Source organism: Parageobacillus galactosidasius (genome assembly GCF_002217735.1).
Classification (GTDB): Bacteria; Bacillota; Bacilli; order Bacillales; family Anoxybacillaceae; genus Parageobacillus_B; species Parageobacillus_B toebii.
This window is the reverse complement of sequence record NZ_NDYL01000001.1, coordinates 1,234,217-1,259,248: the sequence shown is the minus strand read 5'-3', so window position 1 is coordinate 1,259,248 and position 25,032 is coordinate 1,234,217. Positions and strand designations below refer to the sequence as shown.

Here is a 25,032-nt window from a genome sequence, read left to right as displayed (position 1 = left end):
ATTATTATATCACGAATGGACATGGAATTCATTACGATGTTGTGGAAGAAATCGTAAATCTCGTTCCTGGTGCATATTTTTGTTCTAAAAAATGAAGCGGATTCGTACTTAAATTTTGAACAATTTCATATTCATTGGTTTCCGTTTTTTGTACAAGAAATGGAATTCCATCATAGTATACCATTGTTCGTTTTTCGTATTCTTCCTTGGCAGTTTGGAAGATAAGATGTTCCGGCATGATCGTATATAAAATCATTGGACAATCTTCCTTTCCCCTGATTTGTTCAGTTCAATTAATTCGCGCAATTTGTTCATCGCTTGAGCAACGCCGCCGACTTCATCAATAAGTCCGTATTTTACCGCATCAGGGCCGACAACATTGGTGCCGATATCACGCGTTAAATTCCCTTTGGAAAACATAAGTTCCTTAAATTTTTCTTCCGTAATTTTGGAATGTTTTGTAACAAAGCGAACAACTCGCTCTTGCATTTTATCCAAATATTCAAATGTTTGCGGAACGCCAATGACCAGCCCAGTCAATCGAACAGGGTGAATCGTCATCGTTGCCGTTTCGGTAATAAATGAATAATCACAAGAAACCGCAATCGGCACACCAATCGAATGACCGCCTCCTAATACGATAGAAACGGTCGGTTTCGATAAGGACGCAAGCATTTCCGCAATCGCTAATCCTGCTTCTACATCTCCGCCTACCGTATTTAAAATAACGAGCAGGCCTTCAATATTTTGATTTTGTTCAATGGCAACAATTTGTGGAATAACATGTTCGTACTTCGTTGCTTTATTTTGCGGTGGAAGTTGAATATGTCCCTCAATTTGCCCGACAATCGTTAAACAATGAATGTTTGTATCCGGCGTCATTTGCGGAATGTTTGTTTGACCTAGCTGTTGAATCGCCGCTGTTACTTGTTCCTCTTTCGTTTCTTGGTTTTCTTCTGATTCCGATTGTATGTAACGCTCTTTTTCCATGCATATTCTCCTTTCTTTCCGTCATACATATAGTATGCTCGAGTTGGAAAAGAAAAATGCCGATAGGAATTTCCTATCGGCATGTTCGTTGACTTTGAGCATGATTGTATTATACTTCCATAATAATTGGTAAAATCATCGGTTTTCGTTTTGTTTTTTCAAATAAAAATTGGCTCAATGCTTCGCGAATGTTTGATTTTAATGACGACCATTCGATCATATAGGTTTGCAAGCATTTATTCACAATATTTGCAACGATTTTTGTTGCTTCATCAAGCAATGATTCTGATTCTCTGACATAGACAAAACCACGCGAAATAATTTCCGGTCCAGCGATAATTTTTTTTGACTCTTTGCTCAATGTAACGACAACAATTAAAATCCCATCTTGCGAAAGAAGACGCCGGTCTCTTAAAACAATGTTGCCAACATCGCCTATGCCAAGACCATCAATCAAAATGTTGCCGTACGGAACTTTTCCTCCAGGACGCGCTACTCCATTGCGAAATTCAATGACATCACCTTTGTCAATCAAAAACGTCCTATCTTCGGAGATGCCAACCGCTTTTGCAAGATTAGCGTGTGCTTTTTGCATACGATATTCGCCATGAACAGGAATAAAATATTTCGGTTTCATTAAATTAAGCATTAGCTTCAATTCTTCTTGGCATGCGTGTCCAGACACGTGCACTTTTCTCTCGCGGTAAATGACGTTCGCTCCGGCACGATACAGTGCATCAATGGTTTTTGAAAATACTAATTCATATCCAGGCATCACCGATGCCGCAACAATGACAGTATCTCCTTCTTTTATGTTGACCTGCTTGTGTACTTGTTTAGCCATACGGGCCAATGCGCTCATCGGTTGGCCATGCCCGCCTGTTGTTAAAATAATAAGTTCCTTGTCATCATAGCGGTCAATGTCATGGATGGAAATAGTCACTTTTTCCGGAAGATGTAAATATCCAAGCCGAACAGCAATATCCATCACTTTATGCAACGTTTTCCCTACAACCGCTACCTTCCGTCCGTACATTTTTGCCGCATGTAATACTTGTTGAATTCTGGTGATGTTCGACGCATAGCAAGCAACAAAAACCCGACCATTCGCGTTATAAATAACATCGGCAATTTCCTGGGCTACAAGCGTGTCCGATCCCGTATAACCCGGTCTTTCCGCATTCGTACTATCGGATAATAGGCAAAGCACTCCTTGTTCGCCAATCTGCGCCATTTTCCCTAAATCGGCTCGATTTTTGCCATATGGAGTCTGGTCAAATTTAAAGTCGCTCGTATAGACAATGGCGCCTTGGGATGTATGAATGCTAATCCCAACCGAATCAGGGATGCTATGAATCGTTCGGAAAAACGTCACTTTTGCTTTATCAAACAAAATTTCTGAATCGGAGCGAATTTCGATTAGTTTTGCGTTTGTAATCCCCTGTTCCTTCAAAATCGATTCCGCCAATCCTAACGTAAGCTTTGTTCCGTACACCGGCACCGCCGTAATCTTTTTCAACACGTAAGCAATGGCTCCAATATGTTCCTCATGCCCGTGGGTTAAAAAAATTGCTTTAATGCGATCTTGGCGTTCAATGAGATAGCTAATGTCAGGAATCACTTTGTCAATCCCAAGCATCTCGTCCTCAGGAAACATGACGCCGGCGTCGATCACAAAAATGTCGTCATCCAGCTCGACCACATACATGTTTTTACCGATTTCCCCGACTCCCCCAAGGGAAAAAATCCTTATTTTCTCTACTTGTTTCGTTTTCAATGTCACGTCCTCCTATGATGATACTAACCCGCTCAAAGTCACTTGATTTTATTATAACTGATGGGAGATTTTGAATACAAGATGATTTATGAAGCGCTTTATAACAGCAAAAAACCAATCCGCCTATGCGGATTGGTTTTCCTTTTGGCTTTTATAATGTATTTAATAAATTCATTAGCTCGATGCGCTCTTGTTCGGTAAGCGGGACAAGCGGCAGACGAACAGAACCAACGTCTAATCCTTTTAACTGCAGCGCCGTTTTTACCGGTACAGGATTTGGCGCTGCAAATAACCCTTTCATAATTGGCAACAGCTTTTGATGCAGTTTTGCCGCTTTGGCAAGTTCCCCTGCTTCGAAAGCAGCAATCATTTGTTGCATTTCATTGCCAATAATATGAGAGGCAACAGACACAACGCCGGCACCGCCAATCGCCAATACCGGAAGGGTGATGTTATCGTCACCGCTGTAAAGCAGAAAATCCTCTCTCGTCCGGGCGATTATTTCCGTCATCGTATCTAAATTGCCGCTCGCATCTTTTATAGCAACGATGTTTGGAATTTCCGATAAACGAACAACCGTGTCAACAGACATGTTCACAACAGAACGTCCAGGAATATTATAGAGCATCACCGGAAGCGACGTGCTTTCGGCAATCGCTTTGAAGTGTTGATATAACCCTTCTTGATTCGGTTTATTATAATACGGCGCTACTAACATTACCGCATCGACGCCAGCTTCTTCCGCTTTCTTCGTCAACTCAATCGATGCGTGTGTATTGTTGCTTCCAGTCCCAGCAATAACTGGAACTCTCCCGTTCACAACCGAAACAACGTGACGGAATAAAGCAACTTTTTCTTCCGTTGTTAATGTTGGCGATTCGCCTGTCGTTCCGGCAACAACGAGCGAATCTGTTCCGTTTTCGAGCAAATAATCGACAAGCTTGGTCGTTTTTGCAAAATCGATATTTCCTTTATGATCAAACGGCGTTACCATCGCTGTCACGATTTTGCCAAATTGGATCAATACCCTCACTCCTCACTCCAATTTTAAATCGTACTCTTCCGCCGATTCCTCGGAAAGATGGAATGCATCATGCAACGCGTTCACCGCTTTTTTCATATCTTCCTCTTTCACTAATACCCAAATGGTCGTATGGCTATCGGCTGATTGTAAAATTTGAATTCCTTGCTCAGAAAGAGCCGTAACGATTTTTGCCGTCACTCCAGGGACTCCAGCAATCCCTGCTCCGACTGTAGATACTTTCGCACATCCTGGTGTAACGATCGGTTCATAACCAATACGGCGAAGGGCAGCGACCGCTCGCTCTGTCATTTCACCAGAAACCGTATAAACAACACCGTTTGGCGAGATGTTAATGAAGTCGACGCTAATTCCTTCATTCGCCATCGCCTTAAAAACATCGGACTGCAATTCATAATGTCCCTCTTTCGCCTGTACTTTAATTTGCGTAATATTGGAAACATAAGTAATGCCAGTGACTAACCGCTCTTTTACATCGCTTCCTTTTTTCGAACGAATAGCAGATGTAACAAGCGTTCCTAAAGAATCGGAATACGTTGAACGAACGCGCAACGGCACTTTTGCCTGCATCGCAATTTCAACAGCGCGTGGATGAATCACTTTTGCCCCTTGATAGGCCATATTGCAAATTTCCGTATACGTGACGACATCGAGCGGACGGGCGTTTTCGACAATGCGCGGGTCTGCAGTCATCACCCCTTCGACATCGGTAAAAATATCGACCCATTCGGCGTTTAACGCCGCACCAAGCGCCGCCGCAGACGTATCGCTTCCGCCGCGCCCAAGCGTTGTAATATCGCCATTTTCTGTCGCGCCTTGAAAGCCAGCAACGACAACGACATCGTATTCGTTCAATGCTTTAAGCAGGCGTTCGCACCGCATTTCGATAATTTTCGCATTCGTATAATCATCGTTCGTTCGGAAACCTGCTTGCGCGCCAGTAAACGCAGTTGCTTTTATTCCATGCTTATTTAATAGATTCGTAAAAACAACGCTAGAAATAATTTCACCGCACGCCATTAGCATATCTTGTTCGCGCTTCGTGACATAATTGTTAGCCCCGCCGATGAGGCTAAGGAGCGTATCCGTCGCATACGGTTCTCCTTTTCGCCCCATCGCCGAGACGACAACAACTACTTTATAGCCGTCTTCAAGCGCTTTTTCAATATGCTTGCGTGCAAAATCACGCCCTCGTTCGTCACGGACGGATGTGCCGCCAAACTTCTGAACAATGATTTTCATGTTAACACCTCGATGTAATTCGCTTCTCTATTTATTTTACAATCCCTAGTTTAATTAAACTTTCCGCAATTTGCACGGAATTCCATGCCGCGCCTTTTAGTAAATTATCAGATACGACCCATAAATGGAACGCCCGGTCATGATCTAAATCCTTGCGAATTCGTCCGACAAACACATCGTATTTGCCAACACAATCAACTGGCATTGGATATACTTGTTCGCTTGGGTCATCTTGTAAAATGACACCCGGAGCATCTTTTAATACCGCTTTAATGTCGTCTGCACTGACCCCATCTTTTTCAATTTCAATATATACGGATTCCGAATGGCCGCTAATGACCGGGATGCGCACACATGTTGCTGCCACTTGCAGCTCCGGCATATGCATAATTTTTTTCGTTTCATTGATCATTTTCATTTCTTCAAATGTAAAGCCGTTTTCTTGGAATTTATCAATCTGCGGGATGGCATTAAAAGCAATTTGATAATGTTTACGGTCCGATTTTACTGGCAGAATTTCCGGTGTCACCGGCTCACCGTTTAACACCGCTTTCGATTGCGCCTTTAATTCCTCAATCGCCTGCACCCCGGCGCCGGATACAGCTTGATACGTGGAAACGATCACTTTTTTTAGACCGAACGCTTGGCGAATCGGTTCAAGCGCAACGACCATTTGGATCGTTGAACAGTTCGGATTGGCGATAATGCCATTATGCCATGTTAAATCATTTTCGTTCACTTCAGGGACAACGAGCGGGACGTTTTCTTCCATACGAAACGCGCTCGTGTTATCGATCACGATTGCCCCGCGTTTGACCGCTTCCGGTGCCAATGCTTTGGAGACAGATCCGCCTGCACTAAACAGGGCGATATCCACCCCTTCAAAGCTTTCCGGTTTTGCGGCTTGCACTTCGATTTCTTCGCCGCGAAAGCGCATTTTTTTTCCTGCTGAACGTTCTGATGATAATAATGTCAGCTTTCCGACTGGGAAATTTCTATTTTCGAGCGTTTGCACCATTTGTTGGCCAACTGCGCCAGTTGCTCCTACGACTGCAACATGAAAACGTCTTTGTTCCATGAACCATTCTCCTTCCGCATAGTCACTCAATCACATTGGTAAATTTATAGTTTTTATTTTACCATATTCCACTTTAAAGGAGTGAAAATTTTTATGCATAGGAGTGAGTTTTCTATCGATTGCTTATTGATCCCGGAATTTTTCAATAATGACCGGCTGAAGCTGTCTTCCTTCTAATGCGGCGAGGACCGTATCATGCAACAGCGACATTTTTGCCACCATCGAATTCGGTTTTGTATGCGGGGCGTCTTGGCCAAACGGAATAAAATAAATATTTTTCGCCGCCATTAGGCGCATTAAGTTTACCCCATTTAATCCTAACGCATCATTCGTGGAAATGCCAAGAACAACCGGGCGGTGATTACGCATCGTTGCCTTTGCTGCCATTAATACAGGCGAATCTGTCATCGCGTTAGCAAGTTTGCTCATCGAGTTTCCTGTCAGTGGGGCAATAACCATACAATCAAGAGGAATTTTCGGACCGAGCGGCTCTGCTTTGACAATCGTATCAATCACTTCGTTTCCTGTTATTTCTTCTAGCTTCTTCACCCATTCTTCTCCTTCGCCAAAGCGAGTGTTTGTCGTTTTTACCGTATACGTAACAATTGGCAATACTTCCGCTCCTTCGTTTACTAATTTTTCAATTTCCGGCATGACCGCGTCATACGTGCAATGAGAACCTGTCAACCCAAATCCGATTCGCTTTCCTTTTAAACTCATTTACACATTCCCCTTTCTTTTTTCTAAATCTGTATATAATAGTTGTGAAAGAACATTTGCGATAATTTGCCCTGCTGTTTTTGGCGCAACAACTCCCGGCAGCCCTGGTGCGAGGATCGCTTTTACTCCACGCTTTTCGGCGTAACGAAAATCGGTGCCGCCAGGCTTTGAAGCTAAATCAACGATAAGCGTATGCGCCGGCATTTTTGCGATGACACTTGCCGTTACGATTAAATGCGGAACGGTATTAATGCAAATATCGATATCCTGCACTTCTTTTTCTAAATCATTGAGATGAAACGGGGTAAGACCCATTTCTGTAATGCGGGCCAGATGCTCCGAGCGGCGTGCCCCTACTTTCACTTTTGCACCAAGTGCAGCAAATGTACGTGCAACCGTCATGCCGACGCGCCCAAGCCCAAGGACCGCTACGCGAGAACCATGAATCGTAAAATCGGTATGCTGAATGACAATCATGATCGTTCCCTCTGCGGTTGGAATCGAGTTATAAATCGCTACATCGTCGCGTTCAAATAATTGAACATATTTGCGGTCGACGGTTTTCATTAAATTGTCCAAGTAGCTATTACTAATCCCGGAATAGACCGTGCAATGCTTCGGTGTTTTTAACATCATTTCTTCTGTAAAGGGAATTGGTTCATGCGAAAACACGGTATTTACTTTTCCATCCGGAGTTGTTCCGTGAACCGGCAAAATAATCGCATCTAAATCGGCGAAATCGACTTCATCTATTCTCAACTTTGTCGCTCCCGTAAAATGATGCGCTAATTGATCAAAGCCAACTAAAGACAATTTCGCATCTAGCTCAATTAATTTGCGTATGACTTCTAATTGCCTTGCGTCCCCACCTATAATGGCAATATGCATGCCTGTTAGCATCATCGTGTATGCTCACCTTCTTTATGCGAAACTTATATTTTAGCTTTATTTCTTTTCACATCTTATGTAAAAAAGGAATTGTAGGTGAATATCTCCAGTTTAAAAGAAAAAAGTGACCGCCTTTGGCGATCACATGCACTCTTGATCATTCATCCGGAAAATCGATAATAATCATATCCGTACCAACTTTTTTTATATATTTCCACGGAACGCGAATTTCGCTCCCCTCTTTCCGAAATCCAAACCATTTTCCTGTCGGAATGAGCAATGCTTGAATTTGCCCAGTTTGCTCATTGATTTCCAAATCCGTCTGTCCTAGCACCCCGAGCCGTTCGGCGCGTCTTGCATCCACAATTTCTTTGCCGCTTAACTCGCTTAACCTCACCGCGTTCTCCTCCTTTCTTTTCTTTCTATTATTGTAAGATGAGGAAAATAAAAAAATGCCTGCATTTTAGCAGGCATTTTCGCACAACGATGTTGCTATCAACTTGCTTACGAACTGATTCGGTTCGGTAATTGACCGCTTGGACTAATTAAGGCAAGCGCATAATCTTCATTAAAAATACAACGTGCAAGTTCATTCACTTTTTCCACGGTTACGCTATTAATTTCCTCAATAATTTCATCAAGAGAACGATGGCGCCCAAGCAACAATTCGTTTTTGCCGTTGCGGCTCATCCGGCTATTTGTGCTTTCTAAACCTAACATTAAACTTCCCTTCATTTGTTCTTTACTGTTTTTTAGTTCTTTTTCAGTAATTCCATCTTCTTTTAATGCATCGATCGTTTCTTGTATCGTTTCAAATAACAAATCAAGCTGATTGTTGCCTGTTCCGGCATAAATCGCTAGTAATCCACTATCTTGGTAAGAAGAGTGATAAGAAAAGACCGAGTATGCTAAACCGCGCTGTTCACGGACCTCTTGGAAAAGACGACTGCTCATGCTGCCACCTAAAATATTATTTAAAATAATTAATGTGTAAATATCCGGATGGCCGACAGGAAGCCCGTTGAATCCGATACATAAATGCGCTTGTTCCGTATCTTTTTGCCGCACTAATTTTTGCGGCTGAAATAACGGCGCTGGTGATTCGCTAGCTTTTTGTTTTGCCGTGAAAGAACCAAAATAGCTTTCCACTTGCTGAACAAAACTTTCGTCAACATTACCGGCAATGGAAATAACGACACGATCCGGAGTATAATAATCAGCCATATATCCGCGCAACGAATCGCTCGTAAACGTGCGCAGCGTTTCTTCCGTTCCTAAAATTGGATAACCAAGCGGATGATTCGCATAGCAAGCTTTGCTTAATAAATCATGAACAATATCATCCGGTGTATCTTCATACATTCTAATTTCTTCTAGTACGACATTTCTCTCCTTTTGTAATTCCTCATCAACAAAAGTAGAATGGAAAAACATATCTGCTAACATTTCGAGAGCAAATGATGCATGCTCATCTAATACTTTGGCATAATAGCAAGTATATTCTTTAGAAGTAAACGCATTTACTTGACCGCCAATACTGTCAAACGCTTCGGCAATCTCTCTTGCCGTGCGCGTTTTTGTCCCTTTAAAGAACATATGTTCTAAAAAGTGTGAAATTCCATTATTTTGCTCCGTCTCATTGCGTGAACCTGTTCCAATCCATATCCCGATCGCGACAGAACGCACTGTCGGAATTTGTTCTAGCACGATTCGTACTCCGTTTTTGCAAGTATATTTATTAATCAACATCACGTTCCTCCTATTTTTGTACAATTCTCTTTTCGTCTAATAATGTAGACACATTACCAATTTCATATTCTTTTTGCTGAATCGAAATAATAAGCGGCTCAAGCGCCTCGGCCGTTGATAGCGTTGGATGCATCAAAATCATTGCACCGGGATGAACTTTGGACATTACCCGTCTCACTATAACAGATGGAGACGGTTTTTGCCAATCAATTGTATCGACGCTCCACATAATTGTTTTCATATCTAAATCAGCGGCGATTTTCACGACATCATCACGATAGCTCCCGCTTGGAGGAGCAAACCATTTGCATTTCACCCCGGTTGTCGCTTCGATGATTTCGTTCGTTTTGACTAGTTCCTTGCGGATTTTTTCATTATCTAGCGACTTAAAGTCAGGATGGCTATATGAATGATTTCCTATTTCGTGACCAGCATCTACAATCATTTTTGCCATATCAGGATGATTTTTTACCCAACGCCCTTCCAAAAAAAACGTTGCCTTCACGTTATGCTTTTTTAAAATATCGAGCATTTTCGGAATATACTCATTTCCCCATGCCACATTGATGAGAAATGCGACCATCGGTTTATCCGGATGTCCCCGATAAATCGGTGCTGGCGGCAAATCTCCTAAATGAACACGTGGAGGAACTTGTTTGTACACAAGCTTCCGTTCATCAAACTTTCCTTCCTTTTTCATATTTTCATACGAAGCTTGCACATCGATTTTTAATCCGTTATAACCAGGCGTTGCTTTCCATACTCGATCGATGACCGCATCTTGTGGGGGAATTTCATACTGTTTTGCTTTTTCTACAATTTCTGCATAGAGCTTATCGGCTCCTTTCATAGCCATAATATTCCCTTTTTGTGAAAAAACGGTAATATATTGGCTCACTGGTGGCTGATTGATGATGACCCAAACAAAGAAAAACATAATCGCCACCGATAAATAGCGGGTATAATTTCTGTTCACATCTGTCCCTCCTTTTATACTACAAATATGTGAAGAAGGGACAAGATAGAACTTTCCCCCACAACAAAGAAGCCTTAAGGAGCGAAATCCTAAGGCTTCATTCTATGCCGTTCCGGACGTTTGCCTTTTTTTTCCTTTTTCTCGCGCAATACTGCTTTTCGCGATAAATTAACGCGTCCTTGTTTATCAATTTCCATTACTTTTACTAAAATTTCATCGCCGATCGAAACGACATCTTCCACTCTTCCGACACGCTCTTCTGCTAATTCGGAAATATGAACGAGACCGTCTTTGCCGTTGAACAATTCAACAAATGCCCCAAATTTCTCAATGCGCTTCACTTTACCCAAATAAATTTGCCCGACTTCGACTTCGCGAACGATATCTTCGATAATCTGCTTCGCCTTTTGGTTCATCGCTTCGTTGACAGACGAGATGAAAATTGTTCCATCTTGTTCGATATCAATTTTTACGCCGGTTTCATCAATAATTTTATTAATTTGTTTTCCGCTTGGGCCGATGACTTCGCGAATTTTTTCTGGATTAATTTGCATCGTTAAAATTTTCGGAGCGTATTTCGACAACTCTTTGCGCGGCTCGCGGATCGTTTGCATCATATGTTCTAAAATTTCCATACGACCTTTTTTCGCTTGCTGGAGCGCTTCTTCTAATATTTCACGAGATAAGCCTTTAATTTTAATATCCATCTGCAAAGCGGTGACGCCTTTTGCCGTACCCGCTACTTTAAAATCCATATCTCCGAGATGGTCTTCAATGCCTTGAATATCTGTCAAAATCGTATAATTGTCATCGTTTTTCACAAGTCCCATCGCGATTCCCGCTACCGGTGCTTTAATCGGGACACCTGCATCCATCATCGCGAGCGTGCTTGCACAAATGCTAGCTTGAGATGTCGAACCGTTCGATTCTAGCACTTCGGAAACAAGGCGAATGGTATATGGAAATTCTTTTTCAGATGGAACGACCGGTTCTAACGCTCGTTCTCCAAGCGCTCCGTGTCCAATTTCACGGCGGCCTGGCCCGCGCATCGGTCCTGTTTCGCCAACCGAAAATGGCGGGAAGTTATAGTGGTGCATAAACCGTTTCGTTTCTTCAATACCAAGCCCGTCCAATATTTGTACATCGCCAAGCGCTCCTAACGTACAAACACTAAGCACTTGCGTCTGTCCGCGCGTAAACAGCCCTGAACCGTGCGTGCGCGGCAATACGCCGACTTCAGAGGAGAGAGGCCGAATTTCGTCAATCTTACGGCCGTCCGGACGTATTTTTTCTTCGGTAATAAGCCGCCGCACTTCTTCTTTAACAAGTTTATGCAAAATTTCATTTACTTGTTTTAATGTTTCTTCATCTGCTTCTTGTTCTTCGTATTTTGCGATGACACTAGCTTTTACTTCCTCAATTGCTGCATCACGCGCCAATTTTTCTGGCACTTGAACAGCTCGTTTAATATCCTCTTCCGCCAGTTGGCGAATTTCTGCTTCTAGTTGAGGATCAAGCTCATAAAGAACTACTTCCATTTTTTCTTTGCCTACTTGGGCGGCGATTTCCTCTTGGAAAGCGATCAGCCGTTTTACTTCTTCATGTCCGAACATAATCGCTTCTAAAATCACTTCTTCCGGCACTTCGTCCGCTCCAGCTTCGACCATATTAATCGCGTCTTTCGTGCCGGCAACAACAAGATGAATATCGCTTTTTTCCAATTGTTCGACAGTCGGATTAATCACAAACTCTCCATCCACACGGCCGACTGTAACACCGGCAATCGGTCCCTCAAACGGAATATCCGAAATCGTTAAGGCAAGTGACGCACCGAATAACGCCGCCATTTCCGGAGAACAATCTTGGTCTACACTCATGACCATCGAAACAATTTGCACTTCATTGCGGAATCCTTCCGCAAACAATGGACGAATTGGCCGGTCAATTAAACGGCTTGCTAAAATCGCTTTTTCACTAGGACGTCCTTCCCGCTTAATAAATCCTCCCGGAATTTTACCAACCGCATAAAGACGCTCCTCATAGTTGACCGTTAGTGGAAAAAAGTCGACGTTTTTTGCTTCTTTTGATGCCGTTGCTGTGTTTAATACCACTGTGTCGCCATAACGGACTAATACCGCTCCATTCGCTTGTTTCGCTAATTGGCCAATTTCCACGACAAGCGGCCGTCCAGCCCAGTCTATGGAAAAAATGCGTTTTTCTTGCTCCATATAAACGAGTACTCCTCTCTATGTACAAATCGAAAATAAACGAATGTATATACTGTTAGTATGGACGAATCATTGGCAATGTATCAGTTCCTATTTATTAATCATAGCGAAAAATCGCTTATATAACTAGCAAAAAAGCGGGAATGCTCCCGCTTTTTTTTATCGACGTAATCCAAGTTTGTTAATTAATTCACGATAGCGCGCAATATCTTTATTGCGTAAATAAGTCAATAAATTGCGACGTTTACCGACCATTTTAAGCAATCCGCGACGCGAATGATGGTCTTTCTTATGAACGCGTAAATGTTCATTTAAATTGTTGATTTGCTCTGTAAGGATAGCAATTTGCACTTCCGGAGAACCTGTATCGTTCTCATGAATTTTAAACTGCTCGATAATTTCTCTTTTACGCTCTTGTGTTAATGCCATCCTTATTCACCTCCTCGTTTATAAACCCCAATTACCTAGCAAGCGTCGGTGACTCGACTTGCCAAGCAATGGTTATTTTGCATACATTCATTAGAATACCTCTTTTTGCGATAAAATGCAAGTGTTTTCGGTGAAATTGCGAAAGTATGCTTGCGCTTTTTCTTTATCCCGCTTGATTTGCGCAATTAATTCATCCACGCTCTCAAATTTTTGCTCACTTCTTAAGCGCATATGCCACTCAATCGTCATCGTTTCCCCATAAATGTCTTCCGCAAAATCGAAAATGTGCACCTCGATATTCGGCATGCCTTCACGGGTAGAGTGAAAAGTCGGTTTATATCCAACATTGCACACCCCTTCAAATACGTCCGTCCCGATTTTTACTTTCACGGCATATACACCAACGGCCGGCAATAAATAATCATCATTTAACGCAATATTTGCCGTTGGAAATCCAATTGTTCTTCCGCGACGTTCGCCGTTAACAACCGTTCCTTCCACTTCATAAAAGCGGCCGAGCAAGCGCGGCAGTTGCTCTACCTCTCCGTTTTTCAGCAACTTTCGAACATAAGTGGAGCTTATTTTCTCTCCAGCAAAGCTCAATTTTGGAACCACCGTCTGCGTAAATTGATCACGCGAATGAAATGGCAATGTCTCCATTGTTCCTTTTCCAAGACGCCCGTAAGTAAAATCAAAGCCGGCAACAACGTGTTTCACATGAAAACCGATAATATACTGATCCACAAATTGTTGTGGAAACAATTGTGCAAACGCAGGAGTAAACTCAACGATATATAAAAAATCGATGCCAAGTTTGGCAATTAGCTGTTCTTTTTTCTTTAGCGGCGTAATCAAATGAATGTGTTTTTCCTTTTTTCCAAGCACGACAGAAGGATGGGGATGAAACGTCATTACCGCGCTTTTATATCCTTTCTCCGCCGCGATTTTCACTGCTGTGCGAATCACTTCTTGGTGCCCAAGATGAATGCCGTCAAAATAGCCAAGCGCCATAACAGTAGGGGGCAGCTTTTCTTTTTTTATATGATGGGGATGCGAAATAAACAATGTTTTCATTTTCTTTAATCACCTTCTGTTTTTTTGCAACTTTCCTTATCATCGAAGTACTTTTAACGGTTTCATTAAGTGAGGTTTAGTAGGATGTTTTATATAAAGGGCAAGTGCCTCTCTTTGCTTGCTTATCATTAATACCGGTCCCTCGAGCGACTGTAAAAAAGCTGGAAGCGGCAATATTGCTCCGTTTTTTACTTTCTCTGCTACTTTATCATTTATTTCATATTTCGGCAAATGAAAAAGTGCTTTGCCAATCGGCAGTAAAATCGACTTCAGTTGGCCGCTCTCTATGTACTGCTCTAATTGTTCAAATGTGACGCAATCTTGCAAGGAAAATGGACCGGATGCAGTACGAACAAGGTCGGACATATGGGCTGGGTAGCCAAGACGTTCGCCGATCATCACTGCTAATGTACGAATATATGTACCTTTGCTGCAAGTGACACGAAAACGAAACGAAACGATGTCTCCTGCAAACGCGTCTCTTTCATCAAGCAATGTTAGTTCATGGATCGTCACAATGCGAGTCGGCCGCTCGACTTCAATGCCCGCACGCGCATATTCGTATAGTTTCTTTCCTTTCACTTTTACCGCGGAATACATTGGTGGCGTTTGCGCAACTTCTCCCGTCAATTGACGGAACACCGCTTCGATTTCATCGCGTGGAATAACACGGTCTACCTTTTGTTTTGCGATGATTTCACCTGTGCTGTCTTCCGTTGTCGTAGCAATCCCTAGTGTAACCTCCCCCTCATATGTTTTCGTAGCCCCTGTTAAAAACTCAGCGATGCGCGTCGCTTTGCCAATGCAAATCGGCAATACTCCCGATACATTTGGATCAAGCGTCCCTGTATGCCCTACCTTTTTTATTTGCAGCATCCGGCGAATGCGTGCAACACAGTCATGTGATGTCATTCCAGGCGGTTTATGCAATAGTAATACTCCGTCCATTTGCGCACCCTTTCTTAGTAAAATAACTTATGTATTATGTACATAATGGAAATGGATAGACAAATTGTCTATCCATTATTCCTCTTTGTTTTCCTCTTCTTTTTTCCCGCCTTCGTGCTCAGTGGAAATTTGGCGGATTAATTGCTCAATGCGATTGCCGTATTCGATTGATTCATCAATTTCGAAAAATATTTCTGGTGTTTTCCGCAAGCGAATGCGCTGCCCAATTTCGGAGCGGATAAATCCTTTTGCTTTTTCCAGCCCTTTTAAAGTGTTTTGGCGTTGTTCTTCATCACCTAACACGCTTATATACACTTTTGCTTGTTGTAAGTCGCCTGTGACGCGCACATCAGTAACAGTGACAAAACCGATACGTGGATCTTTTAATTTGCGACCAATAATATCGCTTAATTCTTTTTTCATTTGTTCACCGACACGTGTAGCCCGTAAATTCATTGCCAATCACCTCGATTAAAACCACTCAAATGTCGTAACCGTTCTTTCCAATTCCGGAAAGGAATCGATCAAAGCAAGCGCTCGCTGCAGCTCCCGCTCGGTTGTCACCCGATTGGACGTAATCGCGACAATCCCGAGCGTAGTCCGCTGCCATACGTTTTGGTGATCGATTTCGGCTATAGATATATTATACTTTTGTTTTAACCGTGTCATTATTCGTTGTAACACAGCACGTTTTTCTTTTAATGATTGCGCATCATAAATTACACATTCACAGGCGACAAAGCCGATCATTTTCTTTCCACTTCCTGCATAATGTACGCTTCAATAACGTCTCCTTCTTTAATATCGTTGAAGTTTTTAATCGTCAAACCGCATTCATATCCTTGCATCACTTCTTTGACATCGTCTTTGAAGCGCTTCAAGGAATCGATTTCTCCTTCGTAAACGACAATGCCTTGACGGATCAGGCGCACTTTGCTGTCACGCGTAATTTTTCCATCTGTCACATAGCATCCGGCAATCGTTCCAACTTTCGATACTTTAAACGTTTGACGAACTTCCGCTTGACCGATGACTTTTTCTTCATATTCCGGATCAAGCATTCCTTTCATCGCTGCTTCAATTTCTTCAATAACCTTATAGATGATGCGGTGCAGACGAATGTCGACTTTTTCGGATTCGGCGACGCGTTTTGCATTGGCGTCCGGACGGACATTAAAGCCGATGACAATGGCATTTGAGGTCGTTGCTAAAAGAATGTCCGATTCGGTAATCGCGCCAACAGCGGCATGGATAATTTTGACGCGCACTCCTTCGACTTCGATTTTTTGCAGGGCAGCAACCAGCGCTTCAACCGATCCTTGAACATCCGCTTTGACAATAATATTTAATTCTTTCATTTCACCTTGTTTAATTTGTTCAAAGAGGTCATCTAGGCTAACGCGAGCTTTCATGTTGCGTTGTTCCATTAATTGTTTTTGTGCGCGCGCTTCTCCGATTTGCCGCGCTTTCTTCTCATCTTCAAACACCATGAAACGGTCTCCGGCTTGCGGTACTTCGTGAAGACCAGTGATTTCCACCGGTGTCGAAGGACCTGCTTCTTTCACACGACGCCCTGTATCGTTGACCATCGCCCGCACGCGGCCGTATGTGCAGCCAACAACAATCGGATCGCCGACATGCAACGTTCCTGCTTGAACAAGCAACGTTGCCACTGGTCCACGGCCTTTATCCAGTTTTGCCTCGATAACAGTTCCGGTTGCACGACGATTTGGATTTGCTTTTAATTCTTCCATTTCGCTAACAAGCAAAATCATTTCCAATAAATTGTCAATACCTTCTCCTGTTTTTGCTGACAGTTTACAGAAGATCGTATCTCCGCCCCATTCTTCCGGAATAAGATTATACTCCATTAATTCTTGCATCACTCGATCTGGATTGGCATCCGGCTTATCCATTTTGTTGATGGCAACAATAATTGGGACATTTGCCGCTTTCGCATGGTTAATTGCTTCTACTGTTTGCGGCATCACCCCATCATCCGCAGCAACAACGAGGACAACAATATCGGTTACTTGCGCTCCTCTTGCCCGCATTGTTGTAAACGCCTCATGTCCTGGCGTATCAAGGAACGTAATTTTTTTATCGTTAACTGTCACTTGATATGCACCAATATGTTGCGTAATACCCCCTGCTTCTTGCTCCGTCACTTTGGAGTGACGAATCGAATCCAATAGCGTCGTTTTCCCATGGTCAACGTGCCCCATAATCGTGACGACCGGCGGACGTTCCACTAAATCTTCAGGATCATCGACAATTTCGATCGATTCAAAATTCGTTTCATCAATGACTACTTTTTCTTCGACTTCTACTCCGTAATCGGAACAAATAAGTTCGATCGCATCTTTATCTAACTCTTGATTGATCGTTGCCATAACGCCGAGCATAAATAGCTTTTTAATAATTTCTGAAGGTTCGCGCCCAAGTTTTTTCGCTAGTTCGGCAACCGTTAATGTTCCTTCAAACGTAATCTTCTTAGGAAGCTCTTTTTCTTTCTTCATTGGTTGCTCTTGTTGTACAGGCTGCTGTTCTTTCGCTTTTGCCTTCCCTTTAATTTTCTTTTTCTGTTGATGGAAAATTTTCTTTTCTTGCTGCTGTAATTGCAAATCGTGTTTTTTTCCTTCTTTCTTTTTGTTTGCCGCTTTTTTCTTCGGAACTTTTGTTTTCACTACTTCTTCATCTTCGTCATCAAAATCATCGACATAATTTTTCGGTTTTACTGGCGCCTTTTGTTTTTCCTTTGGAGCAGAAGCTTGCGGCCGCTCATTTTTTTTGTTGTACGTATGATCAAGCTTTTCGACAACTTCTGGTTCCAACGTTGCCATATGATTGGTAACTTCAATATTCATTTCTTTCAATTTATGAATGACGTCTTTACTCGGTACATTGTTTTTTTTCGCGTACTCATATACACGCATTTTAGACATAGATTCACCCCCATAAAGATCAATCGAGCATCGTCAGTAGTTTGTTAGCAAACCCTTCATCTATAATCGCAACAACGACGCGGGCATCTTTTCCAATCGCATGCCCGAGCGTATAACGGTCAGACACTTTACGGAGCGGAACGCCATAGGAAGAGCATTTATCTTTGATTTTTTTCATTGTATTTTCTGACGCATCCTCCGCTAAAAGTACGAGTTTTGCTTTGCCGCTTCGAATTTCTTTGACCGTCAGCTCCTCACCCGAAGTTACTTTCCGTGCTCGATTCGCTAATCCCAATAATGATGCCCATCGGTTATTGCTCATTTCCAGCAGCAGTCTCCTTTTCTGCCAACTGAAGCAACTCATCATACAGCGCATCAGGAATTTCCGTTTTTAAATGATGGGCTAAAATATTTTTCTTTTTTGCTAGTAAAATGCATTCTTTATCTAGTGTAATGTACGCGCCACGACCAGCCTTTTTTCCTGTCGGATCAATGGAAACTTCCCCATCTTTTGAGCGGACGATGCGCATCATTTCTTTTTTTGGCTTCATTTCACCAGTCACGACGCATTTTCGCAACGGAACTTTCTTTTGACCAGCCATCTCGCTCCCCCCTCACTCGATTTTCTCTTCTTGTAAATCGAATGATTGGTTGCTGTCATTTTCATTATTGACCGATGTCTCTTCTGAATCAAGAAAAGTGGATTGCGCATATGGATCGATTCCTAATTCTCTCGCTTCCGATTCGCTTTTAATATCAATTTTCCAGTTTGTCAGCTTTGCTGCTAGCCGAGCGTTTTGCCCGCGTTTGCCGATTGCTAATGACAGCTGATAATCCGGCACGATTACGGTCGTTGCTTTTTGTTCTTCATTGACGATTACACGCAACACTTTTGCCGGACTTAATGCGTTTGCGACAAACTCAACAGGATCTGCAGACCAGCGGACGATATCAATTTTTTCCCCGTTTAATTCCTCCACAACCGCTTGAACCCGCTGCCCTTTTGGACCGACGCACGCGCCGACCGGATCCACTTCCGGATTGTCGGAATGCACCGAAATTTTCGAGCGGTCTCCCGCCTCACGGGCAATGGATTTAATTTCTACTGTTCCATCATAAATTTCTGGGACTTCCAGTTCAAAAAGACGCTTAAGCAATCCCGGATGGGTGCGTGAAACAAAAATTTGTGGTCCTTTTGTTGTCTTTTCCACTTTTGTAATATACACTTTAATACGGTCGTGCGGTTTGTATGTTTCGTTCGGCATTTGTTCGCTAGCCGGCAGCAACGCTTCTGTTTTACCGAGACTGACATAAACAAAGCGAGGATCTACACGTTGTACGATCCCTGTCATGATATCTTCTTCACGGTCAACAAACTCAGCATAAATAACGCTTCTCTCTGCTTCGCGCACCCGTTGTGTAACAACTTGTTTCGCTGTTTGTGCCGCAATGCGGCCAAAATCTTTCGGCGTTACTTCTAACTCGAGAACATCGCCGATTTGATAATTCGGATTGATTCGTTGTGCTTCTTCTAAAGAAATTTCGAGGCGCGGATCATTTACTTCATCAACCACTTCTTTACGCGCAAATACACGGATCGTTCCTGTTTCTGTATTTAAATCAACCCGTACGTTTTGCGCCTGGCCGAAATTGCGTTTATACGCAGAAATGATCGCCGCTTCAATCGCTTCCATCACAACTTCTTTGCTAATGCCTTTTTCACGGATAATATCCGCTAGGGCATCGAGTAATTGTGTATTCATGAAACGAAAATCCCCCTTTTACCATTAAAAAAAGATAACAGCAAGTCTTGCGCTCGCCACTTTTTCATACGGAATATCGATTGTTTTTTTGCGAGTTTTGTCTTTAACTGTGACAGACACTGTTGTTCCATCAAAACTGATAAGTTCGCCTTCAAATTCCTTTTCTCCTTCAATTGGTTCATATGTTTTGATATATACATTTTTCCCAATCGCTTTTGTAAAGTCCTTCGGTTTTTTTAACGGTCGTTCCGCCCCAGGTGAAGAAACTTCAAGAAAGTAGTTGTGTGGAATTGGATCGACTTCATCTAGTTTTTCACTTAACTTTTCGCTCACCATGCCGCATTGTTCAATATCAACACCATTATCGGAATCAATAAAGACACGCAAAAACCAATTTTTTCCCTCTTTTACATACTCGATATCCACAAGTTCTAAATCCATGTCGGCAAGAATTGGAGTGACTAGTTCTTCTACTATATTCGTCACTTTTTTGCTCATTCTTTTCCTCCTAACATAGAGAAACTGCATCCGTTCGTTATAACGAGAAAATCCCCTGCAAATCTGCGGGGAATGAAAAGCAATTGGCATCCATTCAAGACGAAAGAGTGGGTTTCCCCACTCTTTCCTTACCCATTATCTTTACCATTTCCACTAAAACTATAACATATTGGAAAATATATTGCAATGGGAAAACGAAACGAGATCCTATTTGTCATGGATTTTTTAAGGTCCGGCTGAAAATGGGACATCGGTTTTGCGCTATATGCCGTTACAAACGAAAAGCCTATTTGCTAATCTGTTTAGCGCTGACAACGCGATAAGATGACTTTAAAATAAGGAAAGCTGGTTATGGTCTGGCAACGAATCAAGACAACCGCGGCTCTCTAAATATTCGATGAGCGTCTTTGAAAGTTTTCCGCGCTGCTGTAAATCTTCTTTTGATAAAAATTCTCCTTCTTCGCGAGCACGGACGATGTTGAGCGCCACGTTTGTCCCAAGACCCGGAATGGCGTTAAATGGCGGAATAAGCGAATTGCCGTCAATGACGAATTCGGTCGCCTGTGAACGGTAAAGGTCGATGTTTTTAAACGAGAATCCGCGTTCACACATTTCTAAAGCGACCTCTAATACCGTCAACAAGCTTTTTTCTTTTGCCGTCGCGTTCAATCCTTTCGCATTAATTTCTTCGATGCGTTTGCGAATCGCCGCAGAACCTTTAATCATCGCGTCCAAATCAAAGTCTTCCGCACGCACTGTAAAATAAGAAGCATAGTACAAAAGCGGATGATGCACTTTAAAGTAAGCAATGCGAACCGCCATTAATACGTACGCGGCAGCGTGCGCTTTCGGGAACATATATTTAATCTTTTTACATGATTCAATATACCATTCCGGCACATCATGTTTGCGCATTTCTTCTTCGAATTCCGGCGTTAGCCCTTTTCCTTTCCGCACCGATTCCATAATTTTAAAGGCAAGCGACGGCTCAAGCCCGCGATAAATTAAATAAACCATAATGTCGTCGCGGCAGCCAATTACTTCAGAAAGGGTGCAAGTGCCGTTTTGAATTAACTCTTGAGCGTTTCCAAGCCAGACGTCCGTTCCATGGGAAAGGCCGGAAATTTGCACCAGCTCGGAAAATGTCTTTGGCTTCGTTTCTTCAAGCATCTGCCGGACAAAGCGCGTTCCGAATTCTGGAATACCGAGCGTGCCGACATTGCACATAATTTGTTCCGGCGTGACGCCAAGTGATTCAGTACTGCTGAAAATTTTCATCACTTCTGGATCGTCCGTCGGAATCGTTTTTGGATCAATGCCGCTTAAATCTTGGAGCATACGAATTACCGTCGGATCGTCGTGCCCAAGAATATCTAGCTTCAGAAGATTGTCATGAATCGAATGGAAATCAAAATGCGTCGTGCGCCATTCGGAACTCGTATCGTCAGCTGGATATTGAATTGGCGTAAAATCGTAAATGTCCATATAATCCGGAACGACGATAATGCCTCCTGGATGCTGCCCGGTTGTCCGTTTTACCCCGGTACATCCCGCGGCAAGACGGTCGATTTCCGCACTGCGCAGCTGCAAATTCAAATCGCTCGCATACCCTTTGACAAAACCGTAAGCCGTTTTATCGGCCACCGTACCGATCGTTCCTGCGCGATATACGTTATCTTCTCCGAACAATACTTTCGTATAGTTATGGGCGCGCGGCTGATATTCCCCGGAGAAGTTCAAGTCGATATCCGGAACTTTATCCCCTTTAAAGCCAAGGAACGTTTCAAACGGAATATCATGCCCATCTTTTTTATATTTTGTGCCGCATTTTGGACAATTTTTATCCGGCAAGTCAAATCCTGAACCGACCGAACCGTCATTGAAAAATTCCGAGTGCTTGCAATTCGGACAAACATAGTGCGGCGGCAGCGGATTTACTTCCGTAATTTCTGTCATCGTCGCGACAAAAGAGGAGCCGACAGATCCGCGCGAACCGACAAGGTAGCCGTCATCAAGCGATTTTTTTACGAGTTTATGGGAAATTAAATAAATGACGGCAAAGCCGTGTCCGATAATGCTTTTTAACTCTTTCTCCAAGCGCTGCTCAACAATTTCCGGCAGCGGATCACCGTAAATTTCTTTGGCGCGCCGATAACTCATTTCGCGAATTTCCTCTTCCGCCCCTTCAATGCGCGGCGTATACAGCTTATCTTTAATCGGCTTTACCTCGCCAATAAGATCAGCGATTTTTTGCGTATTCATAACGACGATTTCTTTTGCTTTTTCTTCTCCTAAAAAGGAGAAGCACTTGAGCATTTCGTCCGTCGTCCGAAAATATACATCCGGCAGCTCATAACGGTTGAGCGGATTTGCTCCGCCTTGGGAGTGAATCAAAATTTTTCGGTAAATTTTATCTTCTGGATTTAAATAATGAACGTTTCCAGTTGCAACGACAGGAATGTTTAATTTTTCCCCGAGCATCACGATCTTGCGGATAATTTCCTTGATCATATTTTCATCTTTTACGTAATCCATTTCAATCAGCGGTTTGTACACTTCCGGCGGATGCACCTCGAGAAAATCGTAAAATTTCGCGATTTCTTCGACTTCTTCCGGCGCTTTTTGAATCATATTGTCAAATACTTCCCCTTTATCACAGCCGGAACCGACTAAAATTCCTTCACGATGCTGCTGAAGCACTGAGCGAGGAATGCGCGGGACCCGGTAAAAATATTTCACATGTGATAAAGAAACGAGTTTGAATAAATTTTTTAATCCAATGTCATTTTGCGCAAGCAATGTCACATGGAACGGACGGGATCGTTGATACGACACTTCTTCCTTCGAACGTTCATTTAATTCGTCATGATATAAAATTCCTCGTTCTTGCGCGTCTTTTAATAGGCGCATAAGCAAATACCCAGTCGCTTCTGCATCGTAAATCGCTCGGTGATGCTGGGTTAGCTCGATATCAAATTTTTTACATAGCGTGTTTAAACGGTGATTTTTCAATTCTGGATATAAAAACCGCGCTAATTCAAGTGTATCAATAACCGGATTCGTCACTTTACCAAGACCGAGTTTCGTAAAGCCGACATTTAAAAATCCAATGTCAAAGCTAGCATTATGTGCGACAAGGATGCTATCGCCCATCCAGTCGTAAAACTGGCGCAGCACTTCTTCGACATCTGGGGCATCTTTCAACATGTCATCGGTAATGCCTGTCAGCTCGATCGTTGTAATCGATAACGGATGATGCGGGTTGGCAAATGAAGTAAAGCGGTCGATAATTTCTCCGTCCTTCACTTTCACAGCGGCAAGTTCAATAATCGTATTATACACCGCCGATAGACCGGTCGTTTCCACGTCAAAGACGACGTACGTGTCCTCGGAAAGCAAGCGGTGCGCTTCGTTATAGGCGATCGGCACGCCGTCATCGACAATGTTTGCTTCGACGCCGTACAATACTTTCATATCGTATTTTTTTGCGGCACTGTACGCTTCTGGAAATGACTGCACAACAGCATGGTCCGTAACAGCGATCGCTGGGTGGCCCCATTTTTTTGCTTGTTCAATGAGCTTCGTAACGGAAGTGACCGCATCCATTTGGCTCATCGGCGTGTGCAAATGAAGTTCCACCCGTTTTTCTCCTTCCGGAGCGGTATCTTGGCGTTCTTTCGCCTTTATTTCGTTTATATCGTTGGCGATTAAGACAAGGTCACGGACGAACGTATCATTTTGCACACTCCCTCTTACCTTTACCCACATTCCTTTTTTTACATCCGCCATCAGTGCGGCATCTTCTTTATCGCGTGAAAACATTTTTACTAAAATCGAGTTTGTATAATCGGTGATTTTTAGTGTTAATAACGTCCGTCCGCTTTTTAACTCATTGATCTCCGCGTCAAACACATATCCTTGTACAACGACGCGGCGTTCTTCTTCGACGATGCTGTCTAGCGTGCGAATTTCCTCTTCTTCTCTAATTGGATAACCGATAATAAGCGGCCCTGCCGGCGCATTGCCCGCTGTTTCCGATTTCGTTTCTTTCGTCATCTCCGTTAATGCCGCTAAGGCACGTTCCGCATCTTCTTGCTGTTTTTGCGCTATAAATTGCTCAAAATCTTTTTCTGACTGTTTGACTTCTATTTCCAGCTGCAAAAGCGGAAAACCAAACGATTGATATACTTCAGCTATTTTTTTGGCGAAGCGGCGCTTCACCGCCATTGCTTCTGCATCATTGCGAGCAGTAACATATAGTTTATTTCCTTTTACAGTCGGAACTTGCTCATGAAGCAACGATAAAAGCGGCGAGACCCCTTCTTGCAACTCTTGCAAACAGAGCGTCCAATAGTCACGCACATCCGATTCCGTAAAATGGGAATCGATCGTTTGTATTGTATATTTCACATTTGCGATATGATGGAACGCATGAACAAGCTTTTGTGTAAACAGTTGATAAACCTGATAAGGCAAAATTTTCGGCAGCAAAAAATAGAAATGCCAACATTTTTTCTCCTTTTCAATGACAAGCTTTTGAATGCCTGCCTCAGAGAAATACGGAACAAATTCGTCAGACGTCAATTCAAGCTGCTGCAACAACACTTGAAATCGCTCTTTTTGCTCGTTCGTTAACATGACGTCGATCCTTTCCCCTCTCAAAATGATTACACATCTCTCCTAAT

At 42.9% G+C, this 25,032-nt stretch carries 23 protein-coding genes; all 23 read right to left on the bottom strand.

Translation table 11 applies throughout. The features are described from left to right. Positions 1-31: 31 nt before the first annotated feature. Positions 32-256 carry a YlzJ-like family protein gene (locus B9L23_RS06660; protein ID WP_015863505.1) on the bottom strand — a complete coding sequence of 75 codons (225 nt, stop codon included), beginning with the start codon at positions 254-256 and terminating at the stop codon, positions 32-34. Next, positions 253-990 carry a ClpP family protease gene (locus B9L23_RS06655; RefSeq protein ID WP_015863504.1) on the bottom strand — a complete coding sequence of 246 codons (738 nt, stop codon included), beginning with the start codon at positions 988-990 and terminating at the stop codon, positions 253-255. The genes B9L23_RS06660 and B9L23_RS06655 overlap by 4 nt, the downstream gene beginning before the upstream one ends. 109 nt (positions 991-1,099) lie before the next feature. Continuing rightward, positions 1,100-2,767 carry a ribonuclease J gene (locus B9L23_RS06650; RefSeq protein ID WP_015863503.1) on the bottom strand — a complete coding sequence of 556 codons (1,668 nt, stop codon included), beginning with the start codon at positions 2,765-2,767 and terminating at the stop codon, positions 1,100-1,102. A gap of 151 nt (positions 2,768-2,918) precedes the next feature. Continuing rightward, positions 2,919-3,791, bottom strand: a complete 873-nt coding sequence (gene dapA / locus B9L23_RS06645; protein WP_015863502.1) for a 4-hydroxy-tetrahydrodipicolinate synthase — start codon at positions 3,789-3,791, stop codon at positions 2,919-2,921. A 12-nt stretch (positions 3,792-3,803) separates the two neighbouring features. After that, positions 3,804-5,051, bottom strand: a complete 1,248-nt coding sequence (gene dapG / locus B9L23_RS06640) for an aspartate kinase (RefSeq protein WP_062753338.1) — start codon at positions 5,049-5,051, stop codon at positions 3,804-3,806. 31 nt (positions 5,052-5,082) lie between these two features. After that, positions 5,083-6,129 carry an aspartate-semialdehyde dehydrogenase gene (gene asd, locus B9L23_RS06635; protein WP_015863500.1) on the bottom strand — a complete coding sequence of 349 codons (1,047 nt, stop codon included), beginning with the start codon at positions 6,127-6,129 and terminating at the stop codon, positions 5,083-5,085. Between the two features lie 123 nt (positions 6,130-6,252). Then, a complete protein-coding gene (locus tag B9L23_RS06630; protein ID WP_089097083.1) occupies positions 6,253-6,849 on the bottom strand; it encodes a dipicolinate synthase subunit B in 597 nt (198 codons plus the stop codon). Next, positions 6,850-7,752, bottom strand: a complete 903-nt coding sequence (gene dpaA, locus B9L23_RS06625) for a dipicolinic acid synthetase subunit A (RefSeq protein ID WP_062753339.1) — start codon at positions 7,750-7,752, stop codon at positions 6,850-6,852. Positions 7,753-7,894: 142 nt separating this feature from the next. Continuing rightward, positions 7,895-8,134, bottom strand: coding sequence for a YlmC/YmxH family sporulation protein (locus B9L23_RS06620; RefSeq protein ID WP_015863496.1), 240 nt, complete (start codon positions 8,132-8,134; stop codon positions 7,895-7,897). A 107-nt stretch (positions 8,135-8,241) separates the two neighbouring features. Then, on the bottom strand, positions 8,242-9,483 hold the full coding sequence (locus B9L23_RS06615; protein WP_062753622.1) for a M16 family metallopeptidase: 1,242 nt from the start codon (positions 9,481-9,483) through the stop codon (positions 8,242-8,244). Positions 9,484-9,496: 13 nt separating this feature from the next. Continuing rightward, entirely contained in the window at positions 9,497-10,462 is a 966-nt protein-coding gene (locus B9L23_RS06610) for a polysaccharide deacetylase family protein (protein ID WP_081188561.1), read from the bottom strand. Positions 10,463-10,551: 89 nt separating this feature from the next. After that, a complete protein-coding gene (gene pnp, locus B9L23_RS06605; protein ID WP_062753344.1) occupies positions 10,552-12,690 on the bottom strand; it encodes a polyribonucleotide nucleotidyltransferase in 2,139 nt (712 codons plus the stop codon). Positions 12,691-12,849: 159 nt separating this feature from the next. Then, positions 12,850-13,119, bottom strand: a complete 270-nt coding sequence (gene rpsO / locus B9L23_RS06600; RefSeq protein WP_062753346.1) for a 30S ribosomal protein S15 — start codon at positions 13,117-13,119, stop codon at positions 12,850-12,852. A 90-nt stretch (positions 13,120-13,209) separates the two neighbouring features. Beyond that, the gene (ribF, locus tag B9L23_RS06595; RefSeq protein ID WP_089097082.1) at positions 13,210-14,193 is read right to left on the bottom strand and encodes a bifunctional riboflavin kinase/FAD synthetase; all 984 of its coding nucleotides are present in this window, start codon (positions 14,191-14,193) and stop codon (positions 13,210-13,212) included. Between the two features lie 39 nt (positions 14,194-14,232). Then, on the bottom strand, positions 14,233-15,141 hold the full coding sequence (gene truB, locus B9L23_RS06590) for a tRNA pseudouridine(55) synthase TruB (protein WP_015863490.1): 909 nt from the start codon (positions 15,139-15,141) through the stop codon (positions 14,233-14,235). A gap of 75 nt (positions 15,142-15,216) precedes the next feature. After that, positions 15,217-15,597: a 30S ribosome-binding factor RbfA gene (gene rbfA / locus B9L23_RS06585; protein ID WP_015863489.1), complete on the bottom strand. Its 381-nt coding sequence runs from the start codon at positions 15,595-15,597 to the stop codon at positions 15,217-15,219. A gap of 15 nt (positions 15,598-15,612) precedes the next feature. After that, positions 15,613-15,891 (bottom strand): DUF503 domain-containing protein, encoded by a 279-nt coding sequence (locus B9L23_RS06580; protein ID WP_015863488.1) that lies wholly within the window; start codon positions 15,889-15,891, stop codon positions 15,613-15,615. Then, entirely contained in the window at positions 15,888-18,086 is a 2,199-nt protein-coding gene (gene infB, locus B9L23_RS06575) for a translation initiation factor IF-2 (RefSeq protein ID WP_062753351.1), read from the bottom strand. The genes B9L23_RS06580 and infB overlap by 4 nt, the downstream gene beginning before the upstream one ends. 19 nt (positions 18,087-18,105) lie before the next feature. Next, positions 18,106-18,408 (bottom strand): YlxQ family RNA-binding protein, encoded by a 303-nt coding sequence (locus B9L23_RS06570; RefSeq protein WP_015863486.1) that lies wholly within the window; start codon positions 18,406-18,408, stop codon positions 18,106-18,108. After that, entirely contained in the window at positions 18,398-18,688 is a 291-nt protein-coding gene (gene rnpM / locus B9L23_RS06565; protein ID WP_015863485.1) for an RNase P modulator RnpM, read from the bottom strand. The genes B9L23_RS06570 and rnpM overlap by 11 nt, the downstream gene beginning before the upstream one ends. Positions 18,689-18,700: 12 nt before the next feature. Further along, positions 18,701-19,849, bottom strand: coding sequence for a transcription termination factor NusA (gene nusA / locus B9L23_RS06560; protein WP_015863484.1), 1,149 nt, complete (start codon positions 19,847-19,849; stop codon positions 18,701-18,703). Positions 19,850-19,873: 24 nt separating this feature from the next. Continuing rightward, complete coding sequence (gene rimP / locus B9L23_RS06555) at positions 19,874-20,347, bottom strand: ribosome maturation factor RimP (protein WP_062753353.1); 474 nt, start codon at positions 20,345-20,347, stop codon at positions 19,874-19,876. Between the two features lie 330 nt (positions 20,348-20,677). Continuing rightward, on the bottom strand, positions 20,678-24,985 hold the full coding sequence (locus B9L23_RS06550) for a PolC-type DNA polymerase III (protein WP_015863482.1): 4,308 nt from the start codon (positions 24,983-24,985) through the stop codon (positions 20,678-20,680). Positions 24,986-25,032: the final 47 nt, after the last annotated feature.

What these genes read in the sequence shown, in the direction of transcription:
- B9L23_RS06660 (WP_015863505.1), bottom strand. Translation starts at nt 256, where the DNA reads ATGATTTTATATACGATCATGCCGGAACATCTTATCTTCCAAACTGCC.
- asd (WP_015863500.1), bottom strand. Translation starts at nt 6,129, where the DNA reads ATGGAACAAAGACGTTTTCATGTTGCAGTCGTAGGAGCAACTGGCGCA.
- rpsO (WP_062753346.1), bottom strand. Translation starts at nt 13,119, where the DNA reads ATGGCATTAACACAAGAGCGTAAAAGAGAAATTATCGAGCAGTTTAAA.
- B9L23_RS06580 (WP_015863488.1), bottom strand. Translation starts at nt 15,891, where the DNA reads ATGATCGGCTTTGTCGCCTGTGAATGTGTAATTTATGATGCGCAATCA.
- truB (WP_015863490.1), bottom strand. Translation starts at nt 15,141, where the DNA reads ATGGACGGAGTATTACTATTGCATAAACCGCCTGGAATGACATCACAT.
- B9L23_RS06550 (WP_015863482.1), bottom strand. Translation starts at nt 24,985, where the DNA reads ATGTTAACGAACGAGCAAAAAGAGCGATTTCAAGTGTTGTTGCAGCAG.
- rimP (WP_062753353.1), bottom strand. Translation starts at nt 20,347, where the DNA reads ATGAGCAAAAAAGTGACGAATATAGTAGAAGAACTAGTCACTCCAATT.
- infB (WP_062753351.1), bottom strand. Translation starts at nt 18,086, where the DNA reads ATGTCTAAAATGCGTGTATATGAGTACGCGAAAAAAAACAATGTACCG.
- dpaA (WP_062753339.1), bottom strand. Translation starts at nt 7,752, where the DNA reads ATGATGCTAACAGGCATGCATATTGCCATTATAGGTGGGGACGCAAGG.
- rbfA (WP_015863489.1), bottom strand. Translation starts at nt 15,597, where the DNA reads ATGAATTTACGGGCTACACGTGTCGGTGAACAAATGAAAAAAGAATTA.
- dapG (WP_062753338.1), bottom strand. Translation starts at nt 5,051, where the DNA reads ATGAAAATCATTGTTCAGAAGTTTGGCGGCACATCCGTCCGTGACGAA.
- B9L23_RS06630 (WP_089097083.1), bottom strand. Translation starts at nt 6,849, where the DNA reads ATGAGTTTAAAAGGAAAGCGAATCGGATTTGGGTTGACAGGTTCTCAT.
- rnpM (WP_015863485.1), bottom strand. Translation starts at nt 18,688, where the DNA reads ATGGCTGGTCAAAAGAAAGTTCCGTTGCGAAAATGCGTCGTGACTGGT.
- B9L23_RS06655 (WP_015863504.1), bottom strand. Translation starts at nt 990, where the DNA reads ATGGAAAAAGAGCGTTACATACAATCGGAATCAGAAGAAAACCAAGAA.
- nusA (WP_015863484.1), bottom strand. Translation starts at nt 19,849, where the DNA reads ATGAATACACAATTACTCGATGCCCTAGCGGATATTATCCGTGAAAAA.
- ribF (WP_089097082.1), bottom strand. Translation starts at nt 14,193, where the DNA reads ATGAAAACATTGTTTATTTCGCATCCCCATCATATAAAAAAAGAAAAG.
- B9L23_RS06570 (WP_015863486.1), bottom strand. Translation starts at nt 18,408, where the DNA reads ATGAGCAATAACCGATGGGCATCATTATTGGGATTAGCGAATCGAGCA.
- pnp (WP_062753344.1), bottom strand. Translation starts at nt 12,690, where the DNA reads ATGGAGCAAGAAAAACGCATTTTTTCCATAGACTGGGCTGGACGGCCG.